General features: G+C 69.8%; 23 protein-coding genes and 1 riboswitch. Of the genes, 16 read left to right on the forward strand and 7 right to left on the reverse strand.

Features of this window, described 5'->3' with window-relative positions; genetic code table 11:
* The first annotated feature begins 49 nt into the window (after nucleotides 1-49).
* From ABZ707_RS25550 to ABZ707_RS25560, 3 genes are all read left to right on the forward strand, one after another.
* A complete protein-coding gene (locus ABZ707_RS25550) occupies nucleotides 50-1,408 on the forward strand; it encodes a pitrilysin family protein (protein WP_360179341.1) in 1,359 nt (452 codons plus the stop codon).
* 17 nt (nucleotides 1,409-1,425) lie between these two features.
* Nucleotides 1,426-2,808: a pitrilysin family protein gene (locus ABZ707_RS25555; RefSeq protein WP_360179343.1), complete on the forward strand. Its 1,383-nt coding sequence runs from the start codon at nucleotides 1,426-1,428 to the stop codon at nucleotides 2,806-2,808.
* 188 nt (nucleotides 2,809-2,996) lie between these two features.
* Nucleotides 2,997-3,166, forward strand: a riboswitch (cyclic di-AMP (ydaO/yuaA leader).
* 13 nt (nucleotides 3,167-3,179) lie between these two features.
* Entirely contained in the window at nucleotides 3,180-3,941 is a 762-nt protein-coding gene (locus ABZ707_RS25560; RefSeq protein WP_360179250.1) for a M23 family metallopeptidase, read from the forward strand.
* An 82-nt stretch (nucleotides 3,942-4,023) separates the two neighbouring features.
* Here the strand turns inward: ABZ707_RS25560 and ABZ707_RS25565 are convergent, their stop codons facing one another.
* Entirely contained in the window at nucleotides 4,024-4,224 is a 201-nt protein-coding gene (locus tag ABZ707_RS25565; protein WP_360179252.1) for a trypsin-like serine protease, read from the reverse strand.
* A gap of 399 nt (nucleotides 4,225-4,623) precedes the next feature.
* Between ABZ707_RS25565 and ABZ707_RS25570 the strand changes: the two genes are divergently transcribed.
* Nucleotides 4,624-5,313, forward strand: a complete 690-nt coding sequence (locus ABZ707_RS25570; RefSeq protein WP_360179254.1) for a GntR family transcriptional regulator — start codon at nucleotides 4,624-4,626, stop codon at nucleotides 5,311-5,313.
* Nucleotides 5,314-5,532: 219 nt separating this feature from the next.
* Here the strand turns inward: ABZ707_RS25570 and ABZ707_RS25575 are convergent, their stop codons facing one another.
* Nucleotides 5,533-5,814: an HPr family phosphocarrier protein gene (locus tag ABZ707_RS25575; protein WP_360179256.1), complete on the reverse strand. Its 282-nt coding sequence runs from the start codon at nucleotides 5,812-5,814 to the stop codon at nucleotides 5,533-5,535.
* 170 nt (nucleotides 5,815-5,984) lie between these two features.
* Between ABZ707_RS25575 and ABZ707_RS25580 the strand changes: the two genes are divergently transcribed.
* From ABZ707_RS25580 to ABZ707_RS25625, 10 genes are all read left to right on the forward strand, one after another.
* The gene (locus ABZ707_RS25580; RefSeq protein WP_360179258.1) at nucleotides 5,985-8,852 is read left to right on the forward strand and encodes a GNAT family N-acetyltransferase; all 2,868 of its coding nucleotides are present in this window, start codon (nucleotides 5,985-5,987) and stop codon (nucleotides 8,850-8,852) included.
* A gap of 75 nt (nucleotides 8,853-8,927) precedes the next feature.
* Nucleotides 8,928-9,527 carry a DUF5998 family protein gene (locus tag ABZ707_RS25585; protein ID WP_360179260.1) on the forward strand — a complete coding sequence of 200 codons (600 nt, stop codon included), beginning with the start codon at nucleotides 8,928-8,930 and terminating at the stop codon, nucleotides 9,525-9,527.
* Entirely contained in the window at nucleotides 9,527-10,723 is a 1,197-nt protein-coding gene (locus tag ABZ707_RS25590; protein ID WP_360179262.1) for a nucleotide pyrophosphatase/phosphodiesterase family protein, read from the forward strand. The genes ABZ707_RS25585 and ABZ707_RS25590 overlap by 1 nt, the downstream gene beginning before the upstream one ends.
* 100 nt (nucleotides 10,724-10,823) lie before the next feature.
* Nucleotides 10,824-11,474 (forward strand): thymidine kinase, encoded by a 651-nt coding sequence (locus tag ABZ707_RS25595; protein WP_360179264.1) that lies wholly within the window; start codon nucleotides 10,824-10,826, stop codon nucleotides 11,472-11,474.
* A gap of 77 nt (nucleotides 11,475-11,551) precedes the next feature.
* Nucleotides 11,552-12,061: a DinB family protein gene (locus ABZ707_RS25600; RefSeq protein ID WP_360179266.1), complete on the forward strand. Its 510-nt coding sequence runs from the start codon at nucleotides 11,552-11,554 to the stop codon at nucleotides 12,059-12,061.
* A gap of 1,079 nt (nucleotides 12,062-13,140) precedes the next feature.
* Complete coding sequence (locus ABZ707_RS25605; protein ID WP_360179268.1) at nucleotides 13,141-14,277, forward strand: ATP-binding protein; 1,137 nt, start codon at nucleotides 13,141-13,143, stop codon at nucleotides 14,275-14,277.
* On the forward strand, nucleotides 14,274-14,681 hold the full coding sequence (locus ABZ707_RS25610) for a roadblock/LC7 domain-containing protein (protein ID WP_319680726.1): 408 nt from the start codon (nucleotides 14,274-14,276) through the stop codon (nucleotides 14,679-14,681). Before ABZ707_RS25605 ends, ABZ707_RS25610 begins: the two co-directional genes overlap by 4 nt.
* Complete coding sequence (locus ABZ707_RS25615) at nucleotides 14,678-15,052, forward strand: DUF742 domain-containing protein (RefSeq protein ID WP_360179270.1); 375 nt, start codon at nucleotides 14,678-14,680, stop codon at nucleotides 15,050-15,052. Before ABZ707_RS25610 ends, ABZ707_RS25615 begins: the two co-directional genes overlap by 4 nt.
* Complete coding sequence (locus ABZ707_RS25620; protein ID WP_360179272.1) at nucleotides 15,027-15,617, forward strand: ATP/GTP-binding protein; 591 nt, start codon at nucleotides 15,027-15,029, stop codon at nucleotides 15,615-15,617. The genes ABZ707_RS25615 and ABZ707_RS25620 overlap by 26 nt, the downstream gene beginning before the upstream one ends.
* Before the next feature lie 11 nt (nucleotides 15,618-15,628).
* Nucleotides 15,629-16,987 carry a cytochrome P450 gene (locus tag ABZ707_RS25625; RefSeq protein WP_360179274.1) on the forward strand — a complete coding sequence of 453 codons (1,359 nt, stop codon included), beginning with the start codon at nucleotides 15,629-15,631 and terminating at the stop codon, nucleotides 16,985-16,987.
* Nucleotides 16,988-16,989: 2 nt separating this feature from the next.
* Here the strand turns inward: ABZ707_RS25625 and ABZ707_RS25630 are convergent, their stop codons facing one another.
* The 3 genes from ABZ707_RS25630 to ABZ707_RS25640 all read right to left on the reverse strand — a co-directional run bounded on the left by ABZ707_RS25630 (nucleotide 16,990) and on the right by ABZ707_RS25640 (nucleotide 20,865).
* Nucleotides 16,990-18,906, reverse strand: coding sequence for an acyl-CoA dehydrogenase (locus ABZ707_RS25630; protein WP_360179276.1), 1,917 nt, complete (start codon nucleotides 18,904-18,906; stop codon nucleotides 16,990-16,992).
* An 811-nt stretch (nucleotides 18,907-19,717) separates the two neighbouring features.
* Entirely contained in the window at nucleotides 19,718-20,479 is a 762-nt protein-coding gene (locus tag ABZ707_RS25635; RefSeq protein WP_360179345.1) for a PIG-L deacetylase family protein, read from the reverse strand.
* 110 nt (nucleotides 20,480-20,589) lie between these two features.
* A complete protein-coding gene (locus ABZ707_RS25640) occupies nucleotides 20,590-20,865 on the reverse strand; it encodes a helix-turn-helix transcriptional regulator (RefSeq protein ID WP_360179278.1) in 276 nt (91 codons plus the stop codon).
* A gap of 62 nt (nucleotides 20,866-20,927) precedes the next feature.
* Here ABZ707_RS25640 and map point away from each other — a divergent pair, with 62 nt between their 5' ends.
* Nucleotides 20,928-21,695 (forward strand): type I methionyl aminopeptidase, encoded by a 768-nt coding sequence (gene map / locus ABZ707_RS25645; protein ID WP_360179280.1) that lies wholly within the window; start codon nucleotides 20,928-20,930, stop codon nucleotides 21,693-21,695.
* 96 nt (nucleotides 21,696-21,791) lie between these two features.
* On the opposite strand, the gene ABZ707_RS25650 is transcribed toward map, so the two are convergent.
* Entirely contained in the window at nucleotides 21,792-22,568 is a 777-nt protein-coding gene (locus tag ABZ707_RS25650) for a VOC family protein (RefSeq protein ID WP_360179282.1), read from the reverse strand.
* 209 nt (nucleotides 22,569-22,777) lie between these two features.
* Here ABZ707_RS25650 and ABZ707_RS25655 point away from each other — a divergent pair, with 209 nt between their 5' ends.
* Nucleotides 22,778-23,605 (forward strand): sulfurtransferase, encoded by an 828-nt coding sequence (locus tag ABZ707_RS25655; RefSeq protein WP_360179284.1) that lies wholly within the window; start codon nucleotides 22,778-22,780, stop codon nucleotides 23,603-23,605.
* Nucleotides 23,606-23,705: 100 nt separating this feature from the next.
* Here the strand turns inward: ABZ707_RS25655 and sepH are convergent, their stop codons facing one another.
* Nucleotides 23,706-24,740 (reverse strand): septation protein SepH, encoded by a 1,035-nt coding sequence (gene sepH / locus ABZ707_RS25660; RefSeq protein ID WP_360179286.1) that lies wholly within the window; start codon nucleotides 24,738-24,740, stop codon nucleotides 23,706-23,708.
* Nucleotides 24,741-24,808: the final 68 nt, after the last annotated feature.

The following is a 24,808-nucleotide window of genomic DNA, read 5'->3' on the forward strand; positions in this document are numbered from 1 at the left end:
TACAGTGGCAGGACTTCTCCATATCGCGATCGAAGGGACGTACATGCCCATGGGTCACACGGCCACAGCGCAGGCCGGTTCCGGCGGCCTGACAGCGACTGAGCACCGGCTGGCCAACGGCCTGCGCGTGGTGCTCTCCGAGGACCACCTGACCCCGGTCGCCGCGGTCTGCCTCTGGTACGACGTCGGCTCACGCCACGAGGTCAAGGGTCGTACCGGACTCGCCCACCTCTTCGAGCACCTGATGTTCCAGGGCTCGGCGCAGGTGAAGGGAAACGGGCACTTCGAGCTGGTGCAGGGGGCCGGTGGTTCGCTGAACGGCACCACCAGCTTCGAGCGCACCAACTATTTCGAGACCATGCCCACCCACCAGCTCGAACTGGCGCTCTGGCTGGAAGCCGACCGGATGGGCTCCCTGCTCGCCGCGCTCGACGACGAGTCCATGGAGAACCAGCGGGACGTCGTCAAGAACGAGCGTCGCCAGCGGTACGACAATGTGCCCTACGGTACGGCCTTCGAGCGGCTGACCGCGCTCGCCTACCCCGAGGGTCATCCGTACCACCACACCCCGATCGGCTCGATGGCCGACCTGGACGCGGCGACGCTGGAGGACGCCCGCGCGTTCTTCCGGACGAACTACGCGCCGAACAACGCCGTACTCTCCGTCGTCGGTGACATCGACCCCGAGCAGACGCTCGCCTGGGTCGAGAAGTACTTCGGCTCGATCCCCTCCCACGACGGCAAGAAGCCGCCACGCGACGGCTCCCTTCCCGAGATCATCGGTGAAGAGCTGCGCGAGGAGATCCACGAGGAGGTCCCGGCGCGCGCGCTGATGGCCGCCTACCGGCTGCCGCACGACGGCACCCGCGAGTGCGACGCCGCCGATCTGGCGCTCACCGTCCTCGGCGGCGGCGAGTCCTCCCGGCTGCACAACCGGCTGGTGCGCCGGGACCGGACCGCGGTCGCCGCGGGCTTCGGCCTGCTGCGTCTGGCCGGCGCGCCCTCGCTCGGCTGGCTGGACGTGAAGGCGTCCGGCGGCGTGGAGATCCCGAGCATCGAGGCCGCCGTCGACGAGGAGCTGGCCCGGCTCGCGGACGAGGGCCCGACCGCGGAGGAGATGGAGCGGGCGCAGGCCCAGCTCGAGCGCGAATGGCTGGACAGGCTGGGCACGGTCGCGGGCCGCGCCGACGAACTGTGCAGGTTCGCCGTGCTGTTCGGTGACCCGCAGCTCGCACTGACCGCCGTGACCCGGGTGCTGGACATCACCGCGGACGAGGTGCGGACGGTCGCCGCGGCGCGGCTGCGCCCGGACAACAGGGCGGTGCTGGTGTACGAGCCGCTCACCGCCGACGACGCCGACGCCGCCGACGAGAACGAGACCGACGAGCACGAGGGGGCGGACCAGTGAGCGACGCTGCCGTGACCATGGACTTCCATCCGCAGCCGGCCCCGGGCGAGGCCAGGCCCTGGGCCTTCCCGGCCCCCGAGCGCGGCACGCTCGACAACGGTCTGACGGTGCTGCGCTGCCACCGCCCGGGTCAGCAGGTGGTGGCGGTCGAGATCAATCTGGACGCGCCGCTGGACGCCGAGCCAGAGGGGCTCGACGGCATCGCCACGATCATGGCGCGGGCGTTCTCCGAGGGCACCGACAAGCACAGCGCGGAGGAGTTCGCCGCCGAGCTGGAGCGCTGCGGCGCCACGCTCGACGCGCACGCCGACCACCCGGGCGTACGGCTCTCCCTGGAGGTCCCCGTCTCCCGGCTGCCCAAGGCGCTGAGCTTGCTGGCCGAGGCGCTGCGCGCGCCCGCCTTCGCCGACAGCGAGGTCGAGCGGCTCGTCCGCAACCGCCTGGACGAGATCCCGCACGAGACCGCCAACCCGGGCCGCCGGGCGGCCAAGCAGCTCTCCAAGGAGCTGTTCCCGGCCTCCTCGCGCATGTCCCGGCCGCGCCAGGGCACCGAGGAGACCGTGGCGGGCATCGACGCCGCGGGCGTACGGGCCTTCTACGAGGCGTATGTGCGCCCCGCCACGGCCACCGCGGTGATCGTCGGTGATCTCACCGGCGTCGATGTCGACGAGGTGCTCGCCGACACGCTGGGCTCCTGGACCGGTGACACCGCCGCTCCCCGCCCGGTGCCGCCCGTGACCGCCGACGACACGGGCCGTGTGGTGATCGTGGACCGCCCCGGCGCCGTACAGACCCAGCTCCTGATCGGCCGTATCGGCGCCGACCGGCACGACCGGGTCTGGCCGGCCCAGGTGCTGGGCACGTACTGCCTGGGCGGCACCCTCACCTCCCGGCTCGACCGGGTGCTGCGCGAGGAGAAGGGCTACACCTACGGCGTGCGGGCCTTCGGGCAGGTGCTGCGCTCCTCGGCGCCCTCCGAGCCGGGCGGGGCGACCGGCGCCGCGATGCTCGCCATCAGCGGCTCGGTGGACACCGCGTCCACGGGACCGGCGCTGGAGGACCTCTGGCAGGTGCTCCGCACCCTGGCCGCCGAAGGACTCACTGACGCGGAGCGCGATGTCGCCGTCCAGAATCTGGTGGGGGTGGCACCGCTCAAGTACGAGACGGCGGCCACGGTCGCCGGCACGCTGGCCGACCAGGTCGAGCAGCATCTCCCGGACGACTTCCAGGCGCAGCTCTACGCGCGGCTGGCGGAGACCGGCACCGTCGAGGCGACCGCCGCCGCGGTCAACGCCTTCCCGGTGGACCGGCTGGTCACCGTGCTCGTCGGTGACGCCGCCCAGATCAAGGAGCCGGTCACGGCTCTGGGAATCGGTGAGGTGACGGTGGTCACCGGCTGATCCGGCCGGTGAGAGGCACCCCGGCGACCTGGTTCGCCGGGGTTTGTCTTTATGTCCCCTTTGTTGGAGAGACCGCCTGTCTGCCCTGTGGTGTGCGCTACAAATGGGCCCTTCTGTTTGGTATTTGAAAGATGACCCGCTTAGCGTCGGTCCGGCTGTTCGCCAGTGCCCGCCGCGACCGCGGCGCCGGACAGCCATCGCCGAGTCCCCGTCAGGCGCGAGCCTGGGGAGCCGGGGACCCACACGCAGTCCCCGGGGTGAATCGGACGCCTTCGCACCAACTCGTGCGGAGGGGCCCGTAGGAGACCTTCCTGCTCCGAACCCGTCAGCTAACCCGGTAGGCGAGAAGGAAGGAAAGGACCAGCCTCTTCATGGCGTTCACCCGTGCCACCGGGAAGCATCGTGCCCGCCACCGCAGGATCCGCAGGGGCGTGGGCTTCGCCGGTGTCGCGACGCTCACCGCGGGCGGCGCCATCGGCACCCTCGCCTCCCCGGCGCTCGCCGCCGACACGGACGCTCCGTCGGCCCGGCTGACCGGCCTGGTCCAGGCGGTCGCCATCGACGATTCCCTGGCCGGCGCGATCGACGACCAGGCCGAGGCCCAGCGCGCCGCCGCCGAGCGGGCCGCGGCGATGGCCAGGGCGGAGCGCGCGGCGGAGGCCCGCGCCAAGGAGGTCCGTGCCGCCGAGGAGCGTGCCGCCCGCGCGGCCGAGCGCAAGCGGCTGAACGCCTTCCGGCTTCCCGTCGCCGGTTCGTATGTCACCACTGGCTACCGGTCCGGTGGGTCTCTGTGGTCTTCGGGAAGCCACTCGGGCGTCGACTTCCGCGCCGCGTCCGGCACGCCGGTCGTCGCCGTGGGCGCGGGCACCGTCGTCGAGGCCGGCTGGGGCGGCTCGTACGGCTACAACGTCGTCCTCCGGATGAACGACGGCTCCTACACGCAGTACGGCCATCTCTCGTCGATCGGCGTCTCGGCCGGTCAGACTGTCACAGCGGGCCTGCGGATCGGACTCTCCGGCGCGACCGGGAACGCCACCGGACCGCACCTCCATTTCGAGGCCCGGACCGGCCCGGAGTACGGATCCGACATGGACCCCGTCGCCTATCTGCGCACCCACGGTGTGACCATCTGACCGAGGGGCGTGGCCCCCGGTACGCGGCTCCGGGTGGGCTCTGCGCAGGGTGTGACCCATGCTCAGCCCCCCGCTGAGCCGCCTATTGAGTGGGGAGTGGCCCGACGACGCTCGCGATCCAGGACCGGTATGCGGCGACCCTGGTGAAGACATCGGGATACACGGAGGCGCAGCCCTGCCCGTAGGAGACGATGCCTACGAGGTTCGTCCTGTCGTTGGCCGACTTCTGTGCGAGAGGGCCACCGGTGTCGCGCTGGCAGGTCCCCTTGTCGCGCTGATCCACCGTCCGACCGGGTAGAGCGCGGCGAAGGGGGTGTCCGAGCCGGCCGCGGTGTCGCGGTCACCGCTGTCGTCACTGGAAGCTACCGCCTGCGGTGGTGGTCCCGGGGCAGGACCGCAGGATCGCCCCGGCGTCCTCGTCCGCGCGCGTCGCTGTCCATCGCGGCCCGTCCGGCGGCCGGGCCCTCGGACCGGCCACCTGTTCGAGGGGTGACTCCGTGCTCGGTCAGTACCCCGCATTTGCCCGTCGGCGCACGATCTGGCAGAGATGTTCCCCGGCCGTCGGGCCAAAAGATATCCATCGATTCCGGGCACCCATCGGAATTTCTCGTTGATTGCAATAGAGTCACGGAACAGGAGCCGATCGGCAGCGTTTCGCGCGGATTAAAACGGAGGTTCGGACATGCGCATTCCCGCGCACTCGGTATGCACAGCGATCCGCGACGACATCATCTCCGGCGTATTCGAGCGCGGCGCCAGACTGACCGAGGAGCAACTCGCGCGGCGCTACGGCGTCTCCCGTGTCCCGGTGCGCGAGGCCCTGCGCACCCTGGAGTCCGAGGGGTTCGTGACCACGCGCCGCCATGTCGGCGCGTGCGTGGCCGAGCCCACGGAGCAGGAGGCGGCGGATCTCCTGGAAGTGCGGCTCCTGCTGGAGCCGCTGGGGGCGGCGCGCGCGGCCCAGCGCCGTACCGAAGCCCATCTCAAGGTGCTGCGCGGCCTGGTCAGGCTGGGGCAGGAGCGGGCCAGGCGCGGTCAGGGAGAGGACCTGCGCTCCCTCGGCGCCTGGTTCCACGAGACGCTCGCCCAGGCCTCCGGAAGCCCCGCGCTCACCGCGCTGCTCACCCAGCTCCGGCACAAGATCGCCTGGATGTACATCGTCGAGCAGCCCGCTCATCCCGTGGAGTCCTGGGCGGAGCACGGCGCGATCGTGGACGCGGTGGCACGCGGTGACGTGGAGCGCGCACGGACCCTGACGGCGCTGCACGCGGAGCGCACGGCGGTGGTGCACCGGCTGCGGCGGCCGGATCGCGGCCGGGAAAAGGTGAGGGCTTCGCAACATGCCGTAAACATCGCGAGCGCCCGCACTTAACAATGGCACCGTATACAAAGAGAAGAAATCCGCGGGCCTTATTCATTGCTGCCCGTATTGAAACTACGGGGCCGCGCTGCGTTGAATTACGCGCACCGCGGCCCCGTCATGAAAAAGTCCCGCACGGCCCTGCCCGTGCGGGACATTTGTGTCCGACGTTCTACCGTCAAGACATTCATCGCCGGGACGCTCTGGCGTCGAGACGACTGCCGTCCGGTGTCAGACGGTCTCGGGAAGCTCGTCGAGCCCTTCGGCGACCAGCTTCGCCAGCCGGTCCAGGGCGGCCTCGGCGCCGTCCGCCTCGGAAGCCAGCACGATCTCCTCGCCGCCCTGTGCGCCCAGACCGAGCACCGCCAGCATCGAGGCCGCGTTGACGGGGTTGCCGTCCGCCTTCGCGATCGTCACGGGGACGCCGGTGGCCGTGGCGGCGCGGACGAAGATGGAGGCGGGGCGGGCGTGCAGGCCCTCGGTCCAGCCGACATTGACGCGGCGCTCAGCCATGGTGTTGCCCTTCACGTCTCATGATGTTGTCTAGACCAGTGTCTCATGTTCCGCCGAACTCCTTCCGGCGGGCCCCGGTCCGGACCGGCCGCGGGCGGGCCTCACCACTCTGCCCCAGAGTGACCGGCGCATCCACCGCCCCGGGCCGGGCGGGCCGTAGGCTCTGGGACATGGAGACGCAGCCGGACCACGCGTACCCCGGACACTGGGAAGCGGACGTGGTGCTGCGCGACGGAGCCACCGCCCGGATCCGCCCCATCACCACCGGCGACGCCGAGCGGCTGGTCAGTTTCTACGAACAGGTCTCCGACGAGTCGAAGTACTACCGCTTCTTCGCCCCCTATCCGCGCCTCTCCGACCGGGATGTGCACCGCTTCACCCACCACGACTACGTGGACCGGGTCGGGCTCGCGGTGACGGTGGGCGGGGAGTTCATCGCCACCGTCCGCTACGACCGGATCGACAGTCTGGGCCGCCCGGCGTCGGCCCCCGCCGACGAGGCGGAGGTCGCCTTTCTCGTCCAGGACGCGCACCAGGGCCGCGGTGTCGCCTCGGCCCTACTCGAACACATCGCGGCTGTCGCCCGCGAGCGGGGCATCCGGCGCTTCGCCGCCGAGGTACTGCCGGCGAACAATAAGATGATCAAGGTGTTCCGGGACGCCGGATACACCCAGCGGCGCAGCTTCGAGGACGGTTCCGTACACCTCAGCCTCGACCTGGAACCCACCGTCGAGTCCCTCGCCGTGCAGCGTGCCCGGGAGCAGCGCGCCGAGGCACGCTCCGTGCAGCGCCTCCTCACCCCGCGCTCGGTCGCCGTCGTCGGCACCGGCCGCGCGCCCGGCGGCGTCGGCCGCACCGTGCTGCGCAACCTGCTCGACGGAGGCTTCACCGGGCGCGTCTACGCGGTCAACCGCGCCTTCGCAGCGGACCTGCGAGAGACCGACGGCGTCCCCGCCCTGCGCTCCGTCGCCGAGGCCGGCGAGCCCGTCGACCTCGCGGTACTGGCCGTACCGGCCGAGCGCGTGCCGGAAGCGGTCGCGGACTGCGGTGCGCACGGCGTCCAGGGCCTGGTCGTCCTCTCCGCCGGTTACGCGGAGAGCGGGGCGGAAGGGAGGGAGCGCCAGCGCCAACTGGTGCGCCAGGCGCGTTCGTACGGGATGCGCATCATCGGCCCCAACGCCTTCGGGATCATCAACACCGCCGAGGCGGTCCGGCTGAACGCGTCCCTCGCGCCCGAGCCGCCCGACCGGGGACGGATCGGTCTCTTCACCCAGTCCGGCGCGATCGGCATCGCTCTGCTCTCCGGGCTCTACCGGCGCGGCACGGGCCTGTCCTCCTTCATCTCCGCGGGCAACCGGGCGGACGTCTCCGGCAATGACTTCCTCCAGTACTGCTACGAGGACCCGGACACCGACGTCGTCCTGCTCTATCTGGAATCGATCGGCAATCCACGCAAGTTCACCCGGCTCGCCCGGCGCACGGCGGCGGTGAAGCCGGTCGTGGTCGTCAAGGGAGCGCGCCACAGCGGCAGCGCGCCGCCGGGACACGCGGTCCCGGTGACACGTATCCCGGACGCCACTGTCTCCGCGCTGATGAGCCAGGCCGGGGTGATACGCGTCGACACGGTCACGGAACTCGTCGACGCGGGCCTTCTGCTCGCCTCCCAGCCCCTCCCGTCAGGACCCCGGGTGGCGATCCTGGGCAACTCCGAGTCCCTCGGCCTGCTCACCTATGACGCCTGCCTCACCGAAGGGCTCCGTCCGCTCCCGCCCCTCGATCTGACGACCGGGGCGGCCCCGGCGGACTTCCGGGACGCGCTGGCGACGGCGCTGGCGGACCCGGCGTGCGACGCGGTCGTGGTGACGGCGATTCCCCGGGTCGGCGAGACCGGCACGATGGACCCTTCGGACGGCGGGGCGCTGGGCACGGCCCTGCGCGCGGCGGCGGCGGGCGGCCCGGCCAAGCCGGTGGCGGTGGTCCATGTCGAGATCGTCGGCCTCGCGGAGGCGTTGTCGGCGGTCGCCGGCGGCGCGTCCGGCCCGGCCGTCGCCCGCGCCACGGAACCGGACGGCCCGGCCGAGGTCGCCACCGGTACGGCGCGGCCCGGAGCCCCCGTGACCACGACCACCGGCGGTGGCCCGGAGCCCGCCGGGCCGCGGCCCGGCACCGGGCGGATCCCCGCGTATCCGGCCGCCGAGCGGGCCGTACGCGCGCTCGCCGAGGCCGTCACCTACGCCCAGTGGCGGCGGCAGGCCGCCGAGCCGGGAAAGGTCCCCGAATACGACGACATAGACGAGGGCGGCGCCGCCGCCTCCATCGAGAGGCTCCTCGGCGGCTCGACCGACCCCCGGGGCGTGACCCTCACCGCGGCCGACACCCGGGAGCTCCTGGCCCGGTACGGCATCTCCGTGCGGCCGGCCCTGGCCGCGCCCGGTCCCGACGAGGCCGCCGGCGCGGCCGCCCGGCTGGGCTATCCCGTCGCGCTCAAGACGACCGCGCCCCGCCTGCGCCACCGCGCCGACCTCGGGGGCGTACGGCTGGACCTCACCGACGAGGCACAACTGCGCCTCGCGTACCGCGAGCTGACCGAGACGTTCGGCGGGCCCGCCGAGCTCAGGCCCGTCGTCCAGGCCATGGCGCCGCGCGGCGTCGACACCGTCGTCCGGGCCGCGATCGACGCCGGCGCCGGAGCCGTGCTCTCCTTCGGGCTCGCGGGCGCCGCCTCCGAACTGCTCGGCGACCTCGCCCACCGGCTGGTTCCGGCCACCGACCGTGACGCCGCCGAGCTGATCCGGTCCATCAGGACGGCCCCGCTGCTGTTCGGCTGGCGCGGCTCGGAACCCGTCGACACCGCCGCCCTGGAGGAGCTGCTCCTGCGGGTGTCCCGGCTGGTCCACGCCCACCCGGAGATCGTCTCCGTCACGCTGGAACCGGTGGTCGTCGCGACGCACGGACTCTCCGTCCTTGGCGCGGACGTCCGGCTCGCGCCGAGGCCCGCCCGCGACGACCTCGGTCCGCGCCGGCTGCCGAGCTACTGAGCGGCGGCGCGGGGCCGTGGCGGGCGCCTCGCGGAGCGTCTCCGGCAGCCATCCGGCCACCGTAGGATGGAGCCCATGGCGAAGACCGGTACGACGACCCAGGGGCTGCGCACGGCGATCGAGCGCAGCGGCTACTACCCGGCTCTCGTGGCCGAAGCGGTGGAGGCCGCTGTCGGTGGCGAGCAGATCGCGTCGTACCTGGTGCACCAGGAGACCACGTTCGACGCCAACGAGGTGCGACGGCATGTCACCGTCCTCGTGCTGACGGCCCACCGTTTCATCGTCAGCCACACCGATGAGCAGGCCGCCGACTCCAGCTCCCCGACCCCGTACGCCACCACCTCCACCGAGTCGGTCAAGCTCGACCGGATCTCGTCCGTCGTGGTCAGCCGGGTCGTCGCCAACCCGGAGTCCTACACCCCCGGCACCCTGCCCCGCGAAGTCGTCCTCACCATCGGCTGGGGCGCCGTCTCCCGGATCGATCTGGAGCCCGCCGCCTGCGGCGATCCCAACTGCGAGGCGGACCACGGCTACACCGGCAGCTCCACCGCCGACGACCTGAGCCTGCGGGTCAGCGAGGCCGGCGACGGTCCCGACGCGGTCCGGCAGACGCTGACGTTCGCCCAGGCCCTCTCCGAAGCGACCGCGGCGGCCGGCGCGGCGACCGGCCGCTGATGACCGCCCCGTCCCTCTGGCCGGATTCCGTCCCTCTCGACCCCGGTGCGGCGCCGCTTCCCGAGTACGGCAGCGGCTCGCTCGCCGACCTGCTGCCCACACTCGCGGCCGGGCAGGGTGTACCGGATCTGACGGCGGCCATCCCCGAGCTGACTCCCGCCGACCGGAACTGCGTCTTCCTGATCGACGGTCTCGGCTGGGAGCAGATCACGGCGCATCCGGCCGAAGCGCCCTTTCTGACCTCGCTGCTCGCCACCTCGCGCGGTTCCACCGGCCGTCCCATCACCGCCGGCTTCCCGGCCACCACCGCGACCTCGCTCGCCTCCGTCGGTACGGGTCTGCCGCCCGCCGCACACGGCCTGCCGGGCTACACCGTCCGCGATCCCGCGACGGGCGCGCTGATGAACCAGCTCCGCTGGAAGCCCTGGACGGCGCCGCACGTCTGGCAGCCGTACCCCACCGTCTTCCAGCTCGCCGACGCGGCGGGCGTCCACACCGCCCAGGTGTCCTCGCCGACGTTCGAGCACACCCCGCTCACCAAGGTCGCGCTCAGCGGCGGCACCTTCCTCGGCCGGCTCTCCGGCGAGGAACGGATGGACCTGGCCGCCGAGCAACTCGCCGCGGGAGACCGCTCGCTGGTCTACACGTACTACAGCGAGGTCGACGGCAAGGGCCATCGCTTCGGGGTGGACTCCGATGCCTGGCGTGGCCAGCTCATGTACGTCGACCGGCTGGTCCAGCGGCTCGCCGAGCAACTGCCGCCCCGCGCCGTGCTCTATGTGACCGCGGACCACGGCATGATCGACATCCCCTTCGACGAGCGGTCGCGCATCGACTTCGACGAGGACTGGGAGCTGCGCGCCGGGGTCGCCCTGCTGGGCGGCGAGGGCCGGGCCCGCCATGTGTACGCGGTGCCGGGCGCCGAGGCCGATGTGCTCACCGTCTGGCGCGAGGTGCTGGGCGAGCAGTTCTGGGTGGCGAGCCGGGACGAGGCGATCGCGGCGGGCTGGTTCGGTCCGCCGGGCGCGATGGACGAGCGGGTGTACGGACGGATCGGCGATGTGGTCGCGGCGGCCCACGACGACGTGGTCGTCACCGCCTCGGTCCGGGAGCCGCACGAGTCCGCGATGGTGGGGATGCACGGCTCGATGACCCCCGTCGAGCAGCTCGTTCCCCTCCTCGAAGTACGCTCGTAGCCGCCCGATCGACCACCGACCCCCGTTCCTCCGCGCGGGACACCCGTGCGCGCGGCGACCCGGCCGCGCAGCCGTACAACCGAAAGGCCGTCACTCCGTCATGCCAGAGCTGGTGTTTTTCTCCGGCACCATGGATTGCGGGAAGAGCACCTTGGCGCTCCAGATCGGACACAACCGTTCGGCCCGGGGGCTCCAAGGCGTCATCTTCACCCGCGACGACCGGGCGGGCGAGGGCAAGCTCTCCTCCCGTCTGGGCCTGGTCACCGAGGCGGTCGAGGCCACCGAGGGCATGGACCTGTACGCCTACCTCGTGAATCAGCTCTCCCAGGGTGGCAAGGCCGACTATGTGATCGTGGACGAGGCGCAGTTCCTCGCTCCGCAGCAGATCGACCAGCTCGCCCGGGTGGTGGACGACCTCGGGCTGGACGTCTTCGCCTTCGGGATCACCACCGACTTCCGCACCAAGCTGTTCCCCGGTTCGCAGCGGCTGATCGAGCTGGCCGACCGGATCGAGCAGCTCCAGGTCGAGGCCCTGTGCTGGTGCGGGGCCCGCGCCACCCACAACGCCCGTACGGTGGACGGCGAGATGGTCGTCGAGGGCGCTCAGGTCGTCGTCGGCGACGTCCACCGCCCGGCGGCGGAGATCGGTTACGAGGTCCTCTGCCGCCGCCATCACCGCCGGCGCGTGACCTCGGCCTCGGCCCACGCGAGCGCCCTCTCCCCGGACGTCCTCCCGGTCAACCACGCCTGACACCTCCTGTCCGGGGACGGCCGAGGGGAGCGGATACTCGTCCCGACAAACACCGGCACGGACGAGGAGCATCCTCAATGACCAGCGACAACCGCACGGGCCCGCCCAGCTTTGGCAGCGAACGCGAAATGCTGCGGGCCTTCCTCGACTACCACCGGGCGACCCTCGCCATGAAGTGCGAAGGTCTGACCGACGAGGAGTTGAGGCAGCGGTCGATGCCGCCGTCGACGCTGTCGCTGCTCGGCCTGGTGCGGCACATGGCGGAGGTGGAGCGTGCCTGGTTCCGTCGAGTGTTCGAGGACAGCGACGCGCCCATGGTCTGGTCCGACAAAATCGACTTCCAGGCCGCCTATGACGCGAGCGAGTCGACGAGGGACGAGGCGTTCACGGCCTGGGAGGCCGAGGTGCGGCACTCGCGCCGCGTCGAACAGGAGGCTCATTCCCTGGACCTGGCGGGATATCAGCCGCGATGGGGCGAGGAGGTCTCGCTGCGGATGGTGATGGTGCACGTGCTTCTGGAATACGGCCGCCACAACGGGCACGCTGATTTTCTGCGTGAGGGTATCGACGGGACCGTGGGCGCCTGAGTCCGCGCGAGGGCCCGGTCTCTGCCCGCTGATCGCTTTCGGAGAAGCACCCGCGCGTTCGGCGGAAGGCGTCCAACACCTGTATGTGAATTCGGCGTTGTACCTGTTCCCCATGCCGAAGAGAAGAGAATGCGCACACGTCCGGAGAGGGCTCGTCGGAGCAGCCGGAAGCCGCGCGACGAGGTGCCCGACCGCCGATCCGGGCGGACCCATGAACAGATGGGAGAGGTTCCGTGAAGGGATTACGGGGCGGGGGTCCGGTGGACAGTCTGTATCAACGGCCGGGCGGGGACCCGGGTCGTTCCTTTCACCGCCGACTTGCCCGGCTTTGATCGGGTCGCTGGTCATCCTTACCCGGGTAATCCAATTCGTGCCCACTCCGAGCGAGGGAATCGGGAGAAACGGCGTCATCCGGCGGGCGACGGCGATATCTCCGTCTCCCGACGGGCTCAACATCCGAAGTCCCGTTTGTGTCAGGCCCTGAACGAGACCGTGTGCCGACGCTCCAGGTGCGCCGGGAGCCGTCCGGCGGGGTCGGAGAGCCTCGCGGGCGCCCCTGAACGATCCGTCGCGAGCCGTGTGGACGGGTGGCCCCGGGCGCGCTCGCACCCGTCACGCGAAGTGGCCGGCCTGGGCGGGCGGACGGCCCGGGCGGACGCTCCGTAAGCGCGCCTTCGCCGTGCGAATCCATGCCGGGCGCCATGCGAAACGGGTGGTTCGGCCGGAAAGGGGTAAGTGTTCCGAGCGGACCCTCGGGGGCGGCTAATGGGCGCCAATGATCTTAAAACGGAAATCCCGCTGAAAATGTGTCAGATGGCAGAAAAAGCGCAGGTGGGCCGGGCTGTCGGTTCATGGCGTGGTGATAGACTTGCTAAGTAATGTCAAACTCGCTATAGCGTTGTGGATTCAACGCTTCGGCCCAGAAAGTCAGTCATCCCTGGGAGAACTGTGCCATTAGTCCGGCCTTTAATGCGGGCAGGCGTGCGCGGCCCATCCCGTATGTCCATGACCGTGTGCTCATTTCAACGCACACTCTAGGCATTCAGTGCCCGGTCGTACACTCGTCCGAAGAGAGTCTTGTGACGCAATACTTTCAGGATCCAGCGTTTTGGGGTTTGATCGCTGGTACTCCCATCGCCGCAACCGCGATTGTTCGCGGTAGAAAATCGATTGCCGCGCTGCGGAAGGAGAAGGAGGAGCTCAAGTCCCATTACGCGAGGCTTGAGGACCATTACACCGAGGCCGTGGAAGAGGCCAAGGACGCGGCCGAAGAAGCCACAAAAAACGCCCTGAAGGCCGCTATGCGTACTCTTCAGGGTCTTGCGAGTGAGCAGCAGCTCGCCATCACCAAAATCCAGGACAAGTATGGAGAGCTCCAGATTCTCCAGGACCTCCTGGACATCGACCACATGAATTCGCAGTTCGCGCGGCGCGCCCAGTCCATTGCCGTGCTCTGCGACGGCTGGCTCGGCCGCCAGCGCGCCGCCGCCTCTCTTTACGACGTGGTCCGCAGCGCCAAGGGCCGTATCCGCCACTTCACGCGTGTCGAAATCCGCGCCCAGAGCAACGTCGCGATCGTCAGCCGCGCCGTCGAACCGGTCGCGCTCACGCTTGCCGAACTGCTCGACAACGCCACCAGCTACTCGGCGCCGGAAACGATCATCGAGATCAATATCCGGCCCGTGCCCAAGGGCGTCTGCATCATCGTCGACGACGCCGGTGTCGGCATGAACGAGGAAGAGAAGAGCAGGGCGGCGAAGCTCCTTTCGAGTGAGCGCTCACCCGGTGTCTCCGGTCTCGGCAACCCGCCGCAGTTCGGCTTCACCGTGATCGGTGTGCTCGCCGCCCGCTACGGCTTCACCGTCTCGGTGGACTCCACTTCTCCCTACGGTGGCGTGCGCGCGGTCGTGCTTCTTCCCGAGGAGCTCCTCACAGCCATGCCCGAGCCGGAGCCCGAGCCCGAGGAGAGTTCCGCCGTGGCCGCGTCCTCCCCGATGCCGCCCGAAGAGAGCGCGGTAACCCCCAGAACCACGTTCGGCGGTCTGCCGAAACGCCGGCGCCGCGGTGCGATATCCATCGTGCCGGCGGCCGAGAGCGCGGACGCCCCGGCCCGGAGCAGCGAACAGGCAGCCTCCGTCATGGGCGCGTTCCAGCGGGGCACGCAGTCGGGCCGTCGTTCCACCAACACAAGCAGTGAAGGGCATGAGGCTCAGTGAATTACGATCTCTCGTGGATGCTTGACAGTGCTCTGGAAGTGCCCGAAGCACGCCACGCGATTCTCGTTTCCGCCGACGGTCTGCTGATGGCGCGATCGAAGGATGTCGGCAAGGACCACGCCGACACCGTCGCCGCCGCGATGAGCGGTATGCAGTCGCTCAGCCGTACGGTCGCCGATTTCTGCGGCGGACCCGACCAGCGGCCCCAGTGGCGGCAGACGCTGGTCGAGTTCGACCACGGCTGGGTTTTCCTCATTTCCGCGGGTGAGGGTGCCTATCTCGCCGTTTCCGCCTCGCCCGAGGTCGACATGGCGGAGATCACCTTCCGTATGCAGCAGCTTGTCGGACAGCTCGGGAAGGCGCTGACGAGCCCGCCCCGTGAGAATTCCGAGGCGAGGGCATGACCACGCCGGACGAGTCCGAGGTGGAGGCCACACCCTTAGTGCGACCGTATGTGATTACCAACGGTCGCGAACTGATCGACGACAACGATTTCTCGTTGATCACCTTGGTTACGGTCTCGGAGGACGTTCCGCGCAACGGGCTGCTGGACCCGGAGAAGCGCCGGCTGCTGGAACTGTGCTCCGGAGGGTTTCTCTCGGTCGCCGAAATAGCCGGGCACATCCAGCTTCCCGTCGGCATCGTCAAGATCCTCCTGCACGACCTCACGGCGGAGGGCTACCTCTACACCCGCGCCCCCATTCCGCCCGCAAAAAGAGTCAACAGGCAAATTCTCGAGGAGGTGCTGAATGGGCTCCAAGCTCGCTTTGGATGACAGCGTCTACCTGCGCGATTCGGTGCAGACGGCGGCCAAGATTCTCGTGGTCGGGCATTTCGCCGTCGGCAAGACGACCTTCATCGGGACCATGTCCGAGATTCCTCCGCTGCGTACCGAAGAGGTCATGACGCGGGCCGGCGAGGAAGTCGACGATCTCAAGGGCACCTCCACCAAGACCACGACGACGGTCGCCATGGACTTCGGCCGTCTCACACTCAGTGAGAAACTGGTCCTTTATCTCTTCGGAACACCTGGACAGCAGCGCTTCGTGCAGGTGTGGGAGGACATGTCACGCGGTGCGCTGGGCGCGCTCGTCCTGGTGGACCCGGAGCGGCTCGAAGAGTCTTTCCCGGTGATGGACCTGGTGGAACACTACGGAATCCCCTATGCCATAGCGGTGAACAGATTCGTCGGGAGACCGGATCACTCCGACGACGAGATCCGAGAGGCGCTCGACCTGCTCCCCGAGACCCCCCTCGTCAACTGCGACGCCCGTGACCAGCGTTCGTCCGCGAACGCCCTCATCGAGCTCGTTCGTTACCTCCAGTCACGCCTCAACTAGGAGTCCGACCCATGCCCTCTCCTGCGGATATCCCCGCCCCGCCGCCAGGCTGCCCGGCGCACAACAGCGGCAAGGGAATCCCCCTGTACACAGCTGATTTCGCCGATGACCCGCAGGCCCACTACGAGTACATGCGCGGCTTCGGGGTCGCCGCGCCCGTCGAACTCGCGCCCGGTGTGGACGCCTCGCTGGTCACGGACTACGCGGCGGCGCTCCATGTGCTGCAGAACCCGGACGTCTTCGGCCGTGACTCACGGCGCTGGCGGGCCCTCAACGAGGGCCGTATACCGGCGAACAGCCCCGTCCTGCCCATGATGGCGTTCCGGCCGGGTCCGCTCTTCACCGACGGGCCCGAGCATCTGAGGCTCCGTCAGGCCATGACGGACAGTCTGGCGAAGATCGACAGCCGTTGGGTGACCCGGCTGGGCGAGCGAATCGCCAAGTACCTGATCGAGCAGTTCAAGGGCCGTGGCACGGTCGACCTGGTCCGCGAATACGCGCAGGTCCTCCCGCTGCTCGTCTTCAACGAGCTGTTCGGCTGCCCCGCCGACGTGGGTGACCGGGTGGTGTTCGGCATCTCGGGCATCTTCGACGGGACCGACGCGGAGAGGGCCAACAAGGTGCTGGGGGAGGCACTGTTCGAGCTGGTGACGCTCAAGCGCAAGGAGCCCGGCGAGGACGTCATCTCCTGGCTGATGCAGCATCCGGCCGGCCTGACCGACGAGGAGATGATCCCGCAGATCATCCAGCTCATCGGTGGCGGGACGGAGCCGCTGGCGAACCTCATCGCGAGCGCCCTGGCGGTGCTGCTCTCCGAGGAGACGATCGCCGGGCTGCACTCCGGCGGTCTGCTGGTTGAGGACGCTGTCAACGAGGTCCTCTGGAACAGCGCCCCCATCGCCAACTACGCCACCCATTTCCCCCTGCAGGATGTCGAACTGTCCGGGTACCGGCTGGACGCCGGGGACCCGGTGCTCATCAGTTTCGCCGCGGCCAACACCGACCCCAATCTGTCCGGGGACCGGCAGACGCTCAGCAAGCGGGCGCATCTGGCCTGGGGGGCCGGGCCGCATGCCTGCCCCGCCAAGGATCCCGCGCTGCTGATCTCCGTGCAGGCCATTGAGAACCTCCTCAAGGACCTGCCGGACATCGAGCTGGCGGTGCCCTCGGAGAATCTGGCCTACCGGCCGGGCCCGTTCCACCGGGCGCTGAGTTCACTGCCCGCGCGATTCACCCCCGTCCGGACCTCGCAGCGGGAGAACGCGACCCGGACCGCGGTCCGCACCGCCGGCGGACCCCGGACCGAGGACGCGTCCGCACCCCAGAAGGGGAAGTTCTGGAGTGGCTTCCTGGCCTGGATGAAGGGCTGAGATCAGTGGGTCGCGGAACCCGAGTCTGAGGCCAGTGGCCACGTCGACCAACTGTCTCCCTCGTCACCGATCCGGCCGCCGCTGGCGATCGGCACGGTGGCGAGGAACTCGGCGGGCAGGTCGAACGCGTCCACCAGACCCAGCATATGAGGGGCCAGACCGGCGATGAGGTCATTGCGGACCCCCGGGAACGCCCGCACATGGTCGGCGGTCAGATGCCCGTCGGCGAGCAGCCGGCCCGTGTGCGGGTCGAGCTGACGGAGCAGGAACAGCCGGCACAGATCCTCCAGCAGGTTCCGTGCCGTCGGATCGGCCGCCCGGCCCGCCGCGGCGATGAACGCGTCCGCGGCCTGTCGGCAGACATGCGCCGACACCATTTCCAGTGCCGTTTCGGACGCCTCGTTCCAGCGTCCGAGCGGATCTCCCGCGGGGCCCTGGCGCAGGGCGATCCTCGCCCGGCGCTGTGCGTCGGACTCGACCTCGGCCAGGAGGTCCCGCAGAAAGCGGAGATCGGTCAACGACCTCTCGGCCAGGGGCTCGTCGAACGGCCGACGGCTTTCCATCTGATGGCCGAAGAGCATCTCGGACGCCGCCTTGTTCCAGATGACAAGGTTGTCGCCCTCCGCGGTGATGCCGCCCTCTATGTTCAACGGCAGGTCGGAGATGCCGTTGACCGGGAAGAGTCCCTGAGCCCCGCACCGCTCCCGGGACTCGATCGCGATCGCGCGGGCCTGCCAGGTGATCCACCCCTTGGTGATCGCGACCAGGCGCTCGGTGTCGGCGCGGTTCTCCGGTGTGTGCCCGACCCACTGGGAAACCACATCCCGGTGGAGGAGCGTCATGGCGTACGCCGTCGCGATCGAGTCGAGCAGGCGGCTGTGATGGCTGCGATGCGCCACCACGGGGATCTGCTCACCGCGCTTCATCCCGCTGATGTGGCGGGAGTGTGCGTGCCGTACGGCGATGGTCAGCGCCGCCCTCGACATGCCCAGGGTGCCCGCGCTCATGCAGAGCTTGCCGGTGGTGACACGGCCGATCGAGTGCAGGAACCGCTTGCGCGCGCTGCCCAGCGTGCTGTCGAGCCGGCCTTCCCCGTCCAATCGGCCGTGCTCCGCTTCGAGCAGCGCCTCACGCGGCAGCCGCACCATGTCGAAGCGGGTCAGACAGTGGTCGACAGGGGTGCCGGTACGGTCAGGGAGTTGCCTGACGTGGACCCCGGGCAGATGGCCGTTCTCGTCGCTCAGCGGGGTGAGGAAGAGGAAGGCGCCCTGGTCCGCTCCGTCGACCAGCAGCCGCGCCGCCACAACGGCCGACTTCGGGCCGCCCGCCAGGCTGGTGTTGGGCATGAACTTCTGCGCGCGGTCATTGGGCGTGTGAAGGATGAACCCGCCGGTCTCCCGGTCGTATGCAGCGGTTGTCTCAAGAGCCGCCACGTCATTGCCATGACCGAGCTCGGTGCAGAGGAACGTGCCCGTACGCCGCATCTCGGTGAAGGCGGACAGATCGCGCCCGCCGTTGTCGGTGTCCTGTTCCAGCAGACTGCCCAGAAACAGGTTGTAGTGGATGCTCGCCAGGGTGCAGAGACCGCCGTCCACGACCCCGGTCCACTCGTGGAGTGCCGAGAGCCGCTGCGGGTCCAGGGCCAGGTCCGTGGGAGAACCGGCCACGTCGTTGACCAACCGCAGACGCGAGTAAGAGAGTTCCACGCGTTCCGCGGGGGACAGACCGGGACGGTGCCGAAAATCCGCCGCGGAGAGGAGGTTGCGCCATGCTCCATGAACCCGTGCCTGGTCGTCACCGTCGAAGAGCAGGTGCCTGAGTTCAGAACGGGCCCTGTCCTGTCCCTGCGTCGGCAGGGACGGCAGCACCGGGGCGGTGCCCTGGGGAAGATCCTTGTCACGAAATGTCAGCATGGTCATGAATAACTCCGCATGAATGCCCTACGCCAACGAACAGAACTTGAGACAATTTAATACGGGCAAGACTATTGCCTCCAGCGTTTTCAAGATCTTTTTTTGAGTGGAAAATCACTCGGGGGGACACTTGAGGATGCCGTCGAGCTCCATTACCCTCGGCGCACTTGAATTGCCAGGCCCTGGCCCCGTGTGTTTAGGAGTAAGGCCAAGATTAAACGGCTGCGCCTCGGGGAAGTGTTGAAAGTTTTAGTCAAATCTCTGGAGTCGTTACGCTACGGGTCGTGACGACGGAGGCGAAGAGTCACCACCCGGCGACCCTCCGCCTGACACCCGGACGCGTTGCACAGTGGACTTGAGGTGGGAATTCCCTCGATGTCCCATGTTTCCGACATATGCCCGGACCGTGATGCCGACTGCCTGCTGTTGGGGGGTGCCGCCCTCTCGGTGATCGCTTCCGGCATTTTTGTTTCCCGTTGTCTTGATTTCGATGGCCTATTCTGAGCGGGATGGATTAACTTTGTCAATTCCCGGCCCGGGATATCTTCATTCATGCGCCGCCGTAAATGGCGGAGAATGCTGACGGGTGGCTTCAATGAAATGCCTCATCGGTATTCCGTCGAAATGGCGGGGGTCGGCCATTCGGGTCATTCGTGCGAAGCGGGTGCATAACCATGCGCCAGGGCATGGCGGAGCCGGGTGACTGGCGGCGACGGTCCGCGGTGTCCACGCGCCGGGGTTCACCCGTCCGGCGGGCCGGCGCGCACGTCCGGACGGTGGCGGTGAACGACCGGCCGGACCCCGCTGAAACGGCGGGTCAGATTGTCAACTGCCGCAACCCGCCCGGAGGGTGGGCGAGGCTGACGCGGGTGTAGTACTCGGTGCCGAGGATGCGGTTCCGGGTCTCCTCCGGGAGGCGGGACAGGATCCCGGGCAGCGGACGCTCCCCCTTCACCTGGCCGCGGTGCGCCAGGATCGCGCGCCACTTCCGGTCCAGCCACGGCCGGACGTCCACCGTCGCGGTGACATGGTCGTCCGGCACGCTCAGCACCGACTTGCCGACCCGGCTCAGGAGTTCGCCGAGATCGCCGACGTCCGAGTGGGGATGGGTCGCGAGGTAGACGGCGCGAGGCTGCCACGGCTCGCCTGCTTCGGGGTAAAGCTGCCCCAGCCCGGCGGAGGTCACGGCGAGCATGGTCATCCGGTGGGTGTGGCGGTGATCGCGATGTCCTGTCAGCTGACCGTAGGCATCGTGGGTGATGACGATCTCGGGCCGGACCTCCCTGATGTGGGCGACGAGACACCCGACCGCTTCGTCGACGGGCACATCGCACCATCGCGGTCGCCCGGGAGCGGATTCGGGAACGCGGTGGTCCGCGTAGCCGGGCATGCGCGGTGGCTCGCGGATCCCCAGGGCCGCCAGCGCGTCGGTGAGTTCGGGAGCGCGCGAGCTGTCGGATGCCCAGGTGGCGGTGACAACGGCCGTACGGGCACCCGCTTCGGCGTGCTGAGCAAGGACGCCGCCGGAAGCGATCGCCTCATCGTCCGGATGTGCGAAGACGGCCAGAACGCTGGGCAACACGGGTCTCTCCTCGTCCGGTCCGGTCACTTGCCGTCGGTCGGGTGGCAGAGCGGATCGCGTGCGCTGTCAGCTGCGTCTTTCCCTCGGACCGCGGGCTCTCCTGACGTTCACGCCGACATGGCCCGGCCGCCGTCGTCGGCGTCCTCCGCACAGGCTGCGGCCAGGTCGTCCAGCGACAGGTCCAGCGCGTGGGCCAGGGCCGCCACGGTGAAGAAGGCCGGGGTCGGGGCCCGGCCGGTCTCGATCTTACGGAGTGTCTCCGCGGACACCCCGGCCGCCGCCGCCACGTCCACCATGCTGCGGTCACCGCGGACCTCGCGGAGCAGGGCCCCGAAGCGTTCTCCGCGTCGCCGCTCTTCCGGGCTCAAAGGAACTCTCACCATGCCTGTGATACTAATACCGGTATAAGTATTGGGTAGCTCGACAGCGCAGGGAGTCACGACACATGGTGGAGATCAAGACCGACACGGCACTGGAGGCGATGCGGGAAGCCGGACGCGTCGTGGCCGAAGCCCTTGCCGCCGCCCGCCGATCGGCAGCCGTGGGGGTCAGCCTGCGCGAACTCGACGAAGCCGCCCGCACCGTCCTGACCAAGGCCGGGGCGCGCTCGCCGTTCCTGGGCTACCAGCCCTCCTTCGCCCCCACCCCCTTCCCGGCGGTCATCTGCGCGTCCGTCAACGACGCCCTCGTGCACGGCATCCCCGGCGACTACCGCCTGCGCGACGGTGACCTGGTCAGCGTCGACTGCGGAGCCGAACTCGACGGCTGGACCGGCGACGCCGCGATCAGCTTCACCGTCGGCACCCCCCGCCCCGCCGACCTGGAACTCATCGCCGCCACCCAGCGGGCGCTGGACGCCGGCATCGCCGCCGCCACCGTCGGCCACCGCATCGGAGACATCTCCCATGCCATCAACACCGTCGTCCGCGCCGCCGACTGCGGCATGCCGACCGACTTCGGCGGCCATGGCATCGGCCGCCGGATGCACGAGGACCCCCACGTCCCCAACCAAGGACGACCCGGCCGCGGCTTCCCCCTGCGCCACGGACTCACCCTCGCCATCGAGCCGATGCTCATGGCCGGAGGGCACAACGACTACCGCACTGACCCAGACGGGTGGACCCTGCGCACGATCGACGGCAGCCGCGCCGCCCACATCGAACACACCATCGCCATCACCGAGGACGGCCCCCGCATCCTCACCCAGCTCTGATCTCGAACGCGCTCACGCGCGGGGCAGAAGACGCCGGCCCCGACCGCGGACGCCACCCCAGGGCACGCGAGTCCGGCAGGATCCGGACGAGAGGCCCTAGCCGGCGGACGACCGCACGATCGTGAAGATCGCGCCCTCCGGGTCCGCGACCGTCGCGCTCCGCCCGTTGACGGTCTCCCGAGGCGGCTGGAGCACTTGTCCGCCCAGCTCGGTCACCAGGCGCGCGGTGGCGTCGGTGTTGCCCACCTCGAAATGGGTCATCCAGTGCGCGCCCCGGTCACGGGCCAGCGCCCGTCCCACCCCGTGCAGTGAGGCGACCGGTCGTCCCTCCAGAAGGAGTGTCAGAAAGTCGAAGTCGGCGGAGACGACCGCGTCGACCTCGTAGTCGAAGAGTGCCTCGTAGAACTTGCCGACCACGGAGGTGTCGCGCGTGATCAGCTCGTTCCAGACCGGGGTGCCATGGGCCCCGGCCACCGCCGTCCCGGTGTGCGCCATGGCCTGCCAGATGCCGAAGACCGCGCCCGCCGGGTCCGAGGCTATGGCCATCCGGCCGGCCTCGGCCGCGTCCAGCGGTCCCACACCGACCGTGCCGCCGTGGCTCCTGATCGTCTCGGCGGTCTTGTCGGCGTCGTCCGTCGCCAGATACGTCGTCCAGGCGATCGGCAGATGGCGGTCGGGCGGCAGTTGACCGATTCCCGCGATCTCCTTGCCGTCGAGCAGCCCGTGGACGTACGGTCCGAGCTGTCGCGGCCCGGGTCTGAACTCCCAGCCGAACAGCGCTTCGTAGAAATCCTGAGTCGTGGCAAGGCCGTGCACCATCAGACTCACCCAGCATGGTGTGCCGGGTGTGCGCCGGGTCGCTGCCTCGGTCATCGTCACTCTCCTCGGACCATCGTGGTGGCTGTGTGGAGACCGGGCACGCCGCCCTGAGCCGAAGCGGTGGCCGTACCCGAGCAGATGCTCGCACCCACCGGCACACGGCGCTCCGGGCCGCGCCGCTTTTGGCGGGATCTCGATTCGGTGTTTACCGCCTTTTTCTCAGTGGTTGGGGACGGGGCGGACCGTGCGCGAGGATGGATTCCATGACAGCCATCATCAGCGCGGCCCAACTCGTCGGCGAGTCGGCCGGGACGCGTCCGCCGGTACTGCTCGATGTCCGCTACGCGCTGGGCGGGCCCCCCGGCCGACCGGAATACGAGGCCGGACATCTGCCGGGCGCCGTGTATGTCGACCTCGACGCGGAACTCGCAGGTCCGCCGGGTGCGGGCGGCCGGCATCCGCTGCCCGACGTGGCGGCCTTCGGCGCGGTGATGCGCCGCGCCGGGGTCTCGGCGGACTCGCCCGCAGTGGTGTACGACGGGGGCCAGGGCTGGGCCGCCGCCCGTGCCTGGTGGCTCTTGCGCTGGACGGGTCATCGCGATGTCAGGGTGCTGGACGGCGGCCTCGCGGCCTGGACCGGCCCGCTGTCCACCGAGATCCCGACCCCGGAACCGGGTGATTTCAGCCCCGTCGCCGGTTCGCTTCCGGTGCTGGACGCGGACGGAGCGGCGGCCCTGGCCCGCGAGGGTCTGCTGCTGGACGCCCGGGCGGCCGAGCGCTATCGGGGTGAGGTCGAGCCGATCGACCGGGTCGCCGGCCACATCCCCGGCGCGGTGTCGGCTCCCACGACGGAGAACGTGGACGAGGACGGCCGGTTCCTTTCCGCCGAACGGCTGGCCGCCCGTTTCGCCGGACTCGGCGCGGCGGACGCCAAGGAGATCGGGGTCTACTGCGGTTCGGGGGTCTCCGCGGCCCATGAGCTGCTCGCCCTGGAGATCGCCGGATTCCGGGCCGCCCTGTACGCGGGTTCCTGGTCCGAGTGGTCCGCGGCCGGTGACCGCCCGGTGGCCACGGGACCCGACCCCCGGTAACCGCGAACGCGAGGGCCCCGTACGCGCATGGCGTACGGGGCCCTCGCTCTACTACGCGTCACGAATGTCCGCTTCCCCCCGCGACGGTGGGCCGAACGGGCTACTCCTGCTTCTTGCGGCGTGTACCGAACACAATCTCGTCCCAGCTCGGCACCGCCGCCCGCCGGCCCGGTCGGACACCGTCCGCCTCGGCCTGGCGGTCCGTCGTACCCGTGAGCCGGTCCCGGTGTCCGGTCACCGAACGGGGCATCAGCACATCCGCGTACGCCGATCCCGCCCCGGCCGACGCGGCGGGCGCCACCGGCTCCTCCGTCTCCGGATCGTGTCCCGGATCCAGGTCCGGCGGCTCCGGCGGCGCGGGCCGCTCGGGCACCACCATGTCGCCGCGGAAGCTGGGGACCGCCTCCAGCAGGCTGGTCAGGGAGTCGCGCTCGCTGTTCTCGTCGGACTCGGGCAGCGCGGGCCGCTCCAGCGCGCGGTCCAGGGACCGGTCCAGCGGCCGGTCGCGCGGCAGCCGCGCGATCCGTGGGACGAACGGGAAGCTCGGCTCCTGCGTGACCGTGTCGTCGGTGTCGCCGATGAGCGCGCGCGCCTCGTCGTCGACGGCCTGGACGAGCCGCCGCGGCGGGTCGTACGTCCAGCTCGCCGAGTGCGGTTCGCCCGCGACCCGGTAGACGAGCAGGACCTCCCAGGTGCCGTCGTCACGGCGCCACGAGTCCCACTGCACGGTGTCCTTCTCGGCGCCGCGCAGCGTCAGCCGCTCCTGCACCGCCTCACCGAGCTGGGGTCCCGTGTTCTCGCCGGGGCGCCGCACGGCGGTCTTCCTGGCGCGCTCGGCCATGAAGGCGCGCTCGGCGAGCACCGGTCCCTCGAACCGGCGGACCCGGTCGACGGGGATGCCGGCGAACTGGGCGACCTCCTCGGCGGAGGCACCGGCCCGTATACGCGCCTGGATGTCACGCGGTCTGAGGTGGCTCTCCACCTCGATCTCGATCTGGCCGAGGCGGGCGCGGTCATTGCGCACGGCGGCCCGCAGGCGCTCATCAATCGGAAGCGTGTATTCCGTGCTGTCGGCAGCCTTGAGCACCAGTCGTGTGCCGTCGTTTGAGACGGCCACGACACGCAGTTCGGGCATGGGAACCTCCCGGGTGGTGCCTGCCGACGTCACGTGCGTCGCTGCTTCCGCTAGTCGAGTGTGGCCTG

Source organism: Streptomyces sp. NPDC006923 (assembly GCF_040635655.1).
Taxonomy (GTDB): Bacteria; Actinomycetota; Actinomycetes; order Streptomycetales; family Streptomycetaceae; genus Streptomyces.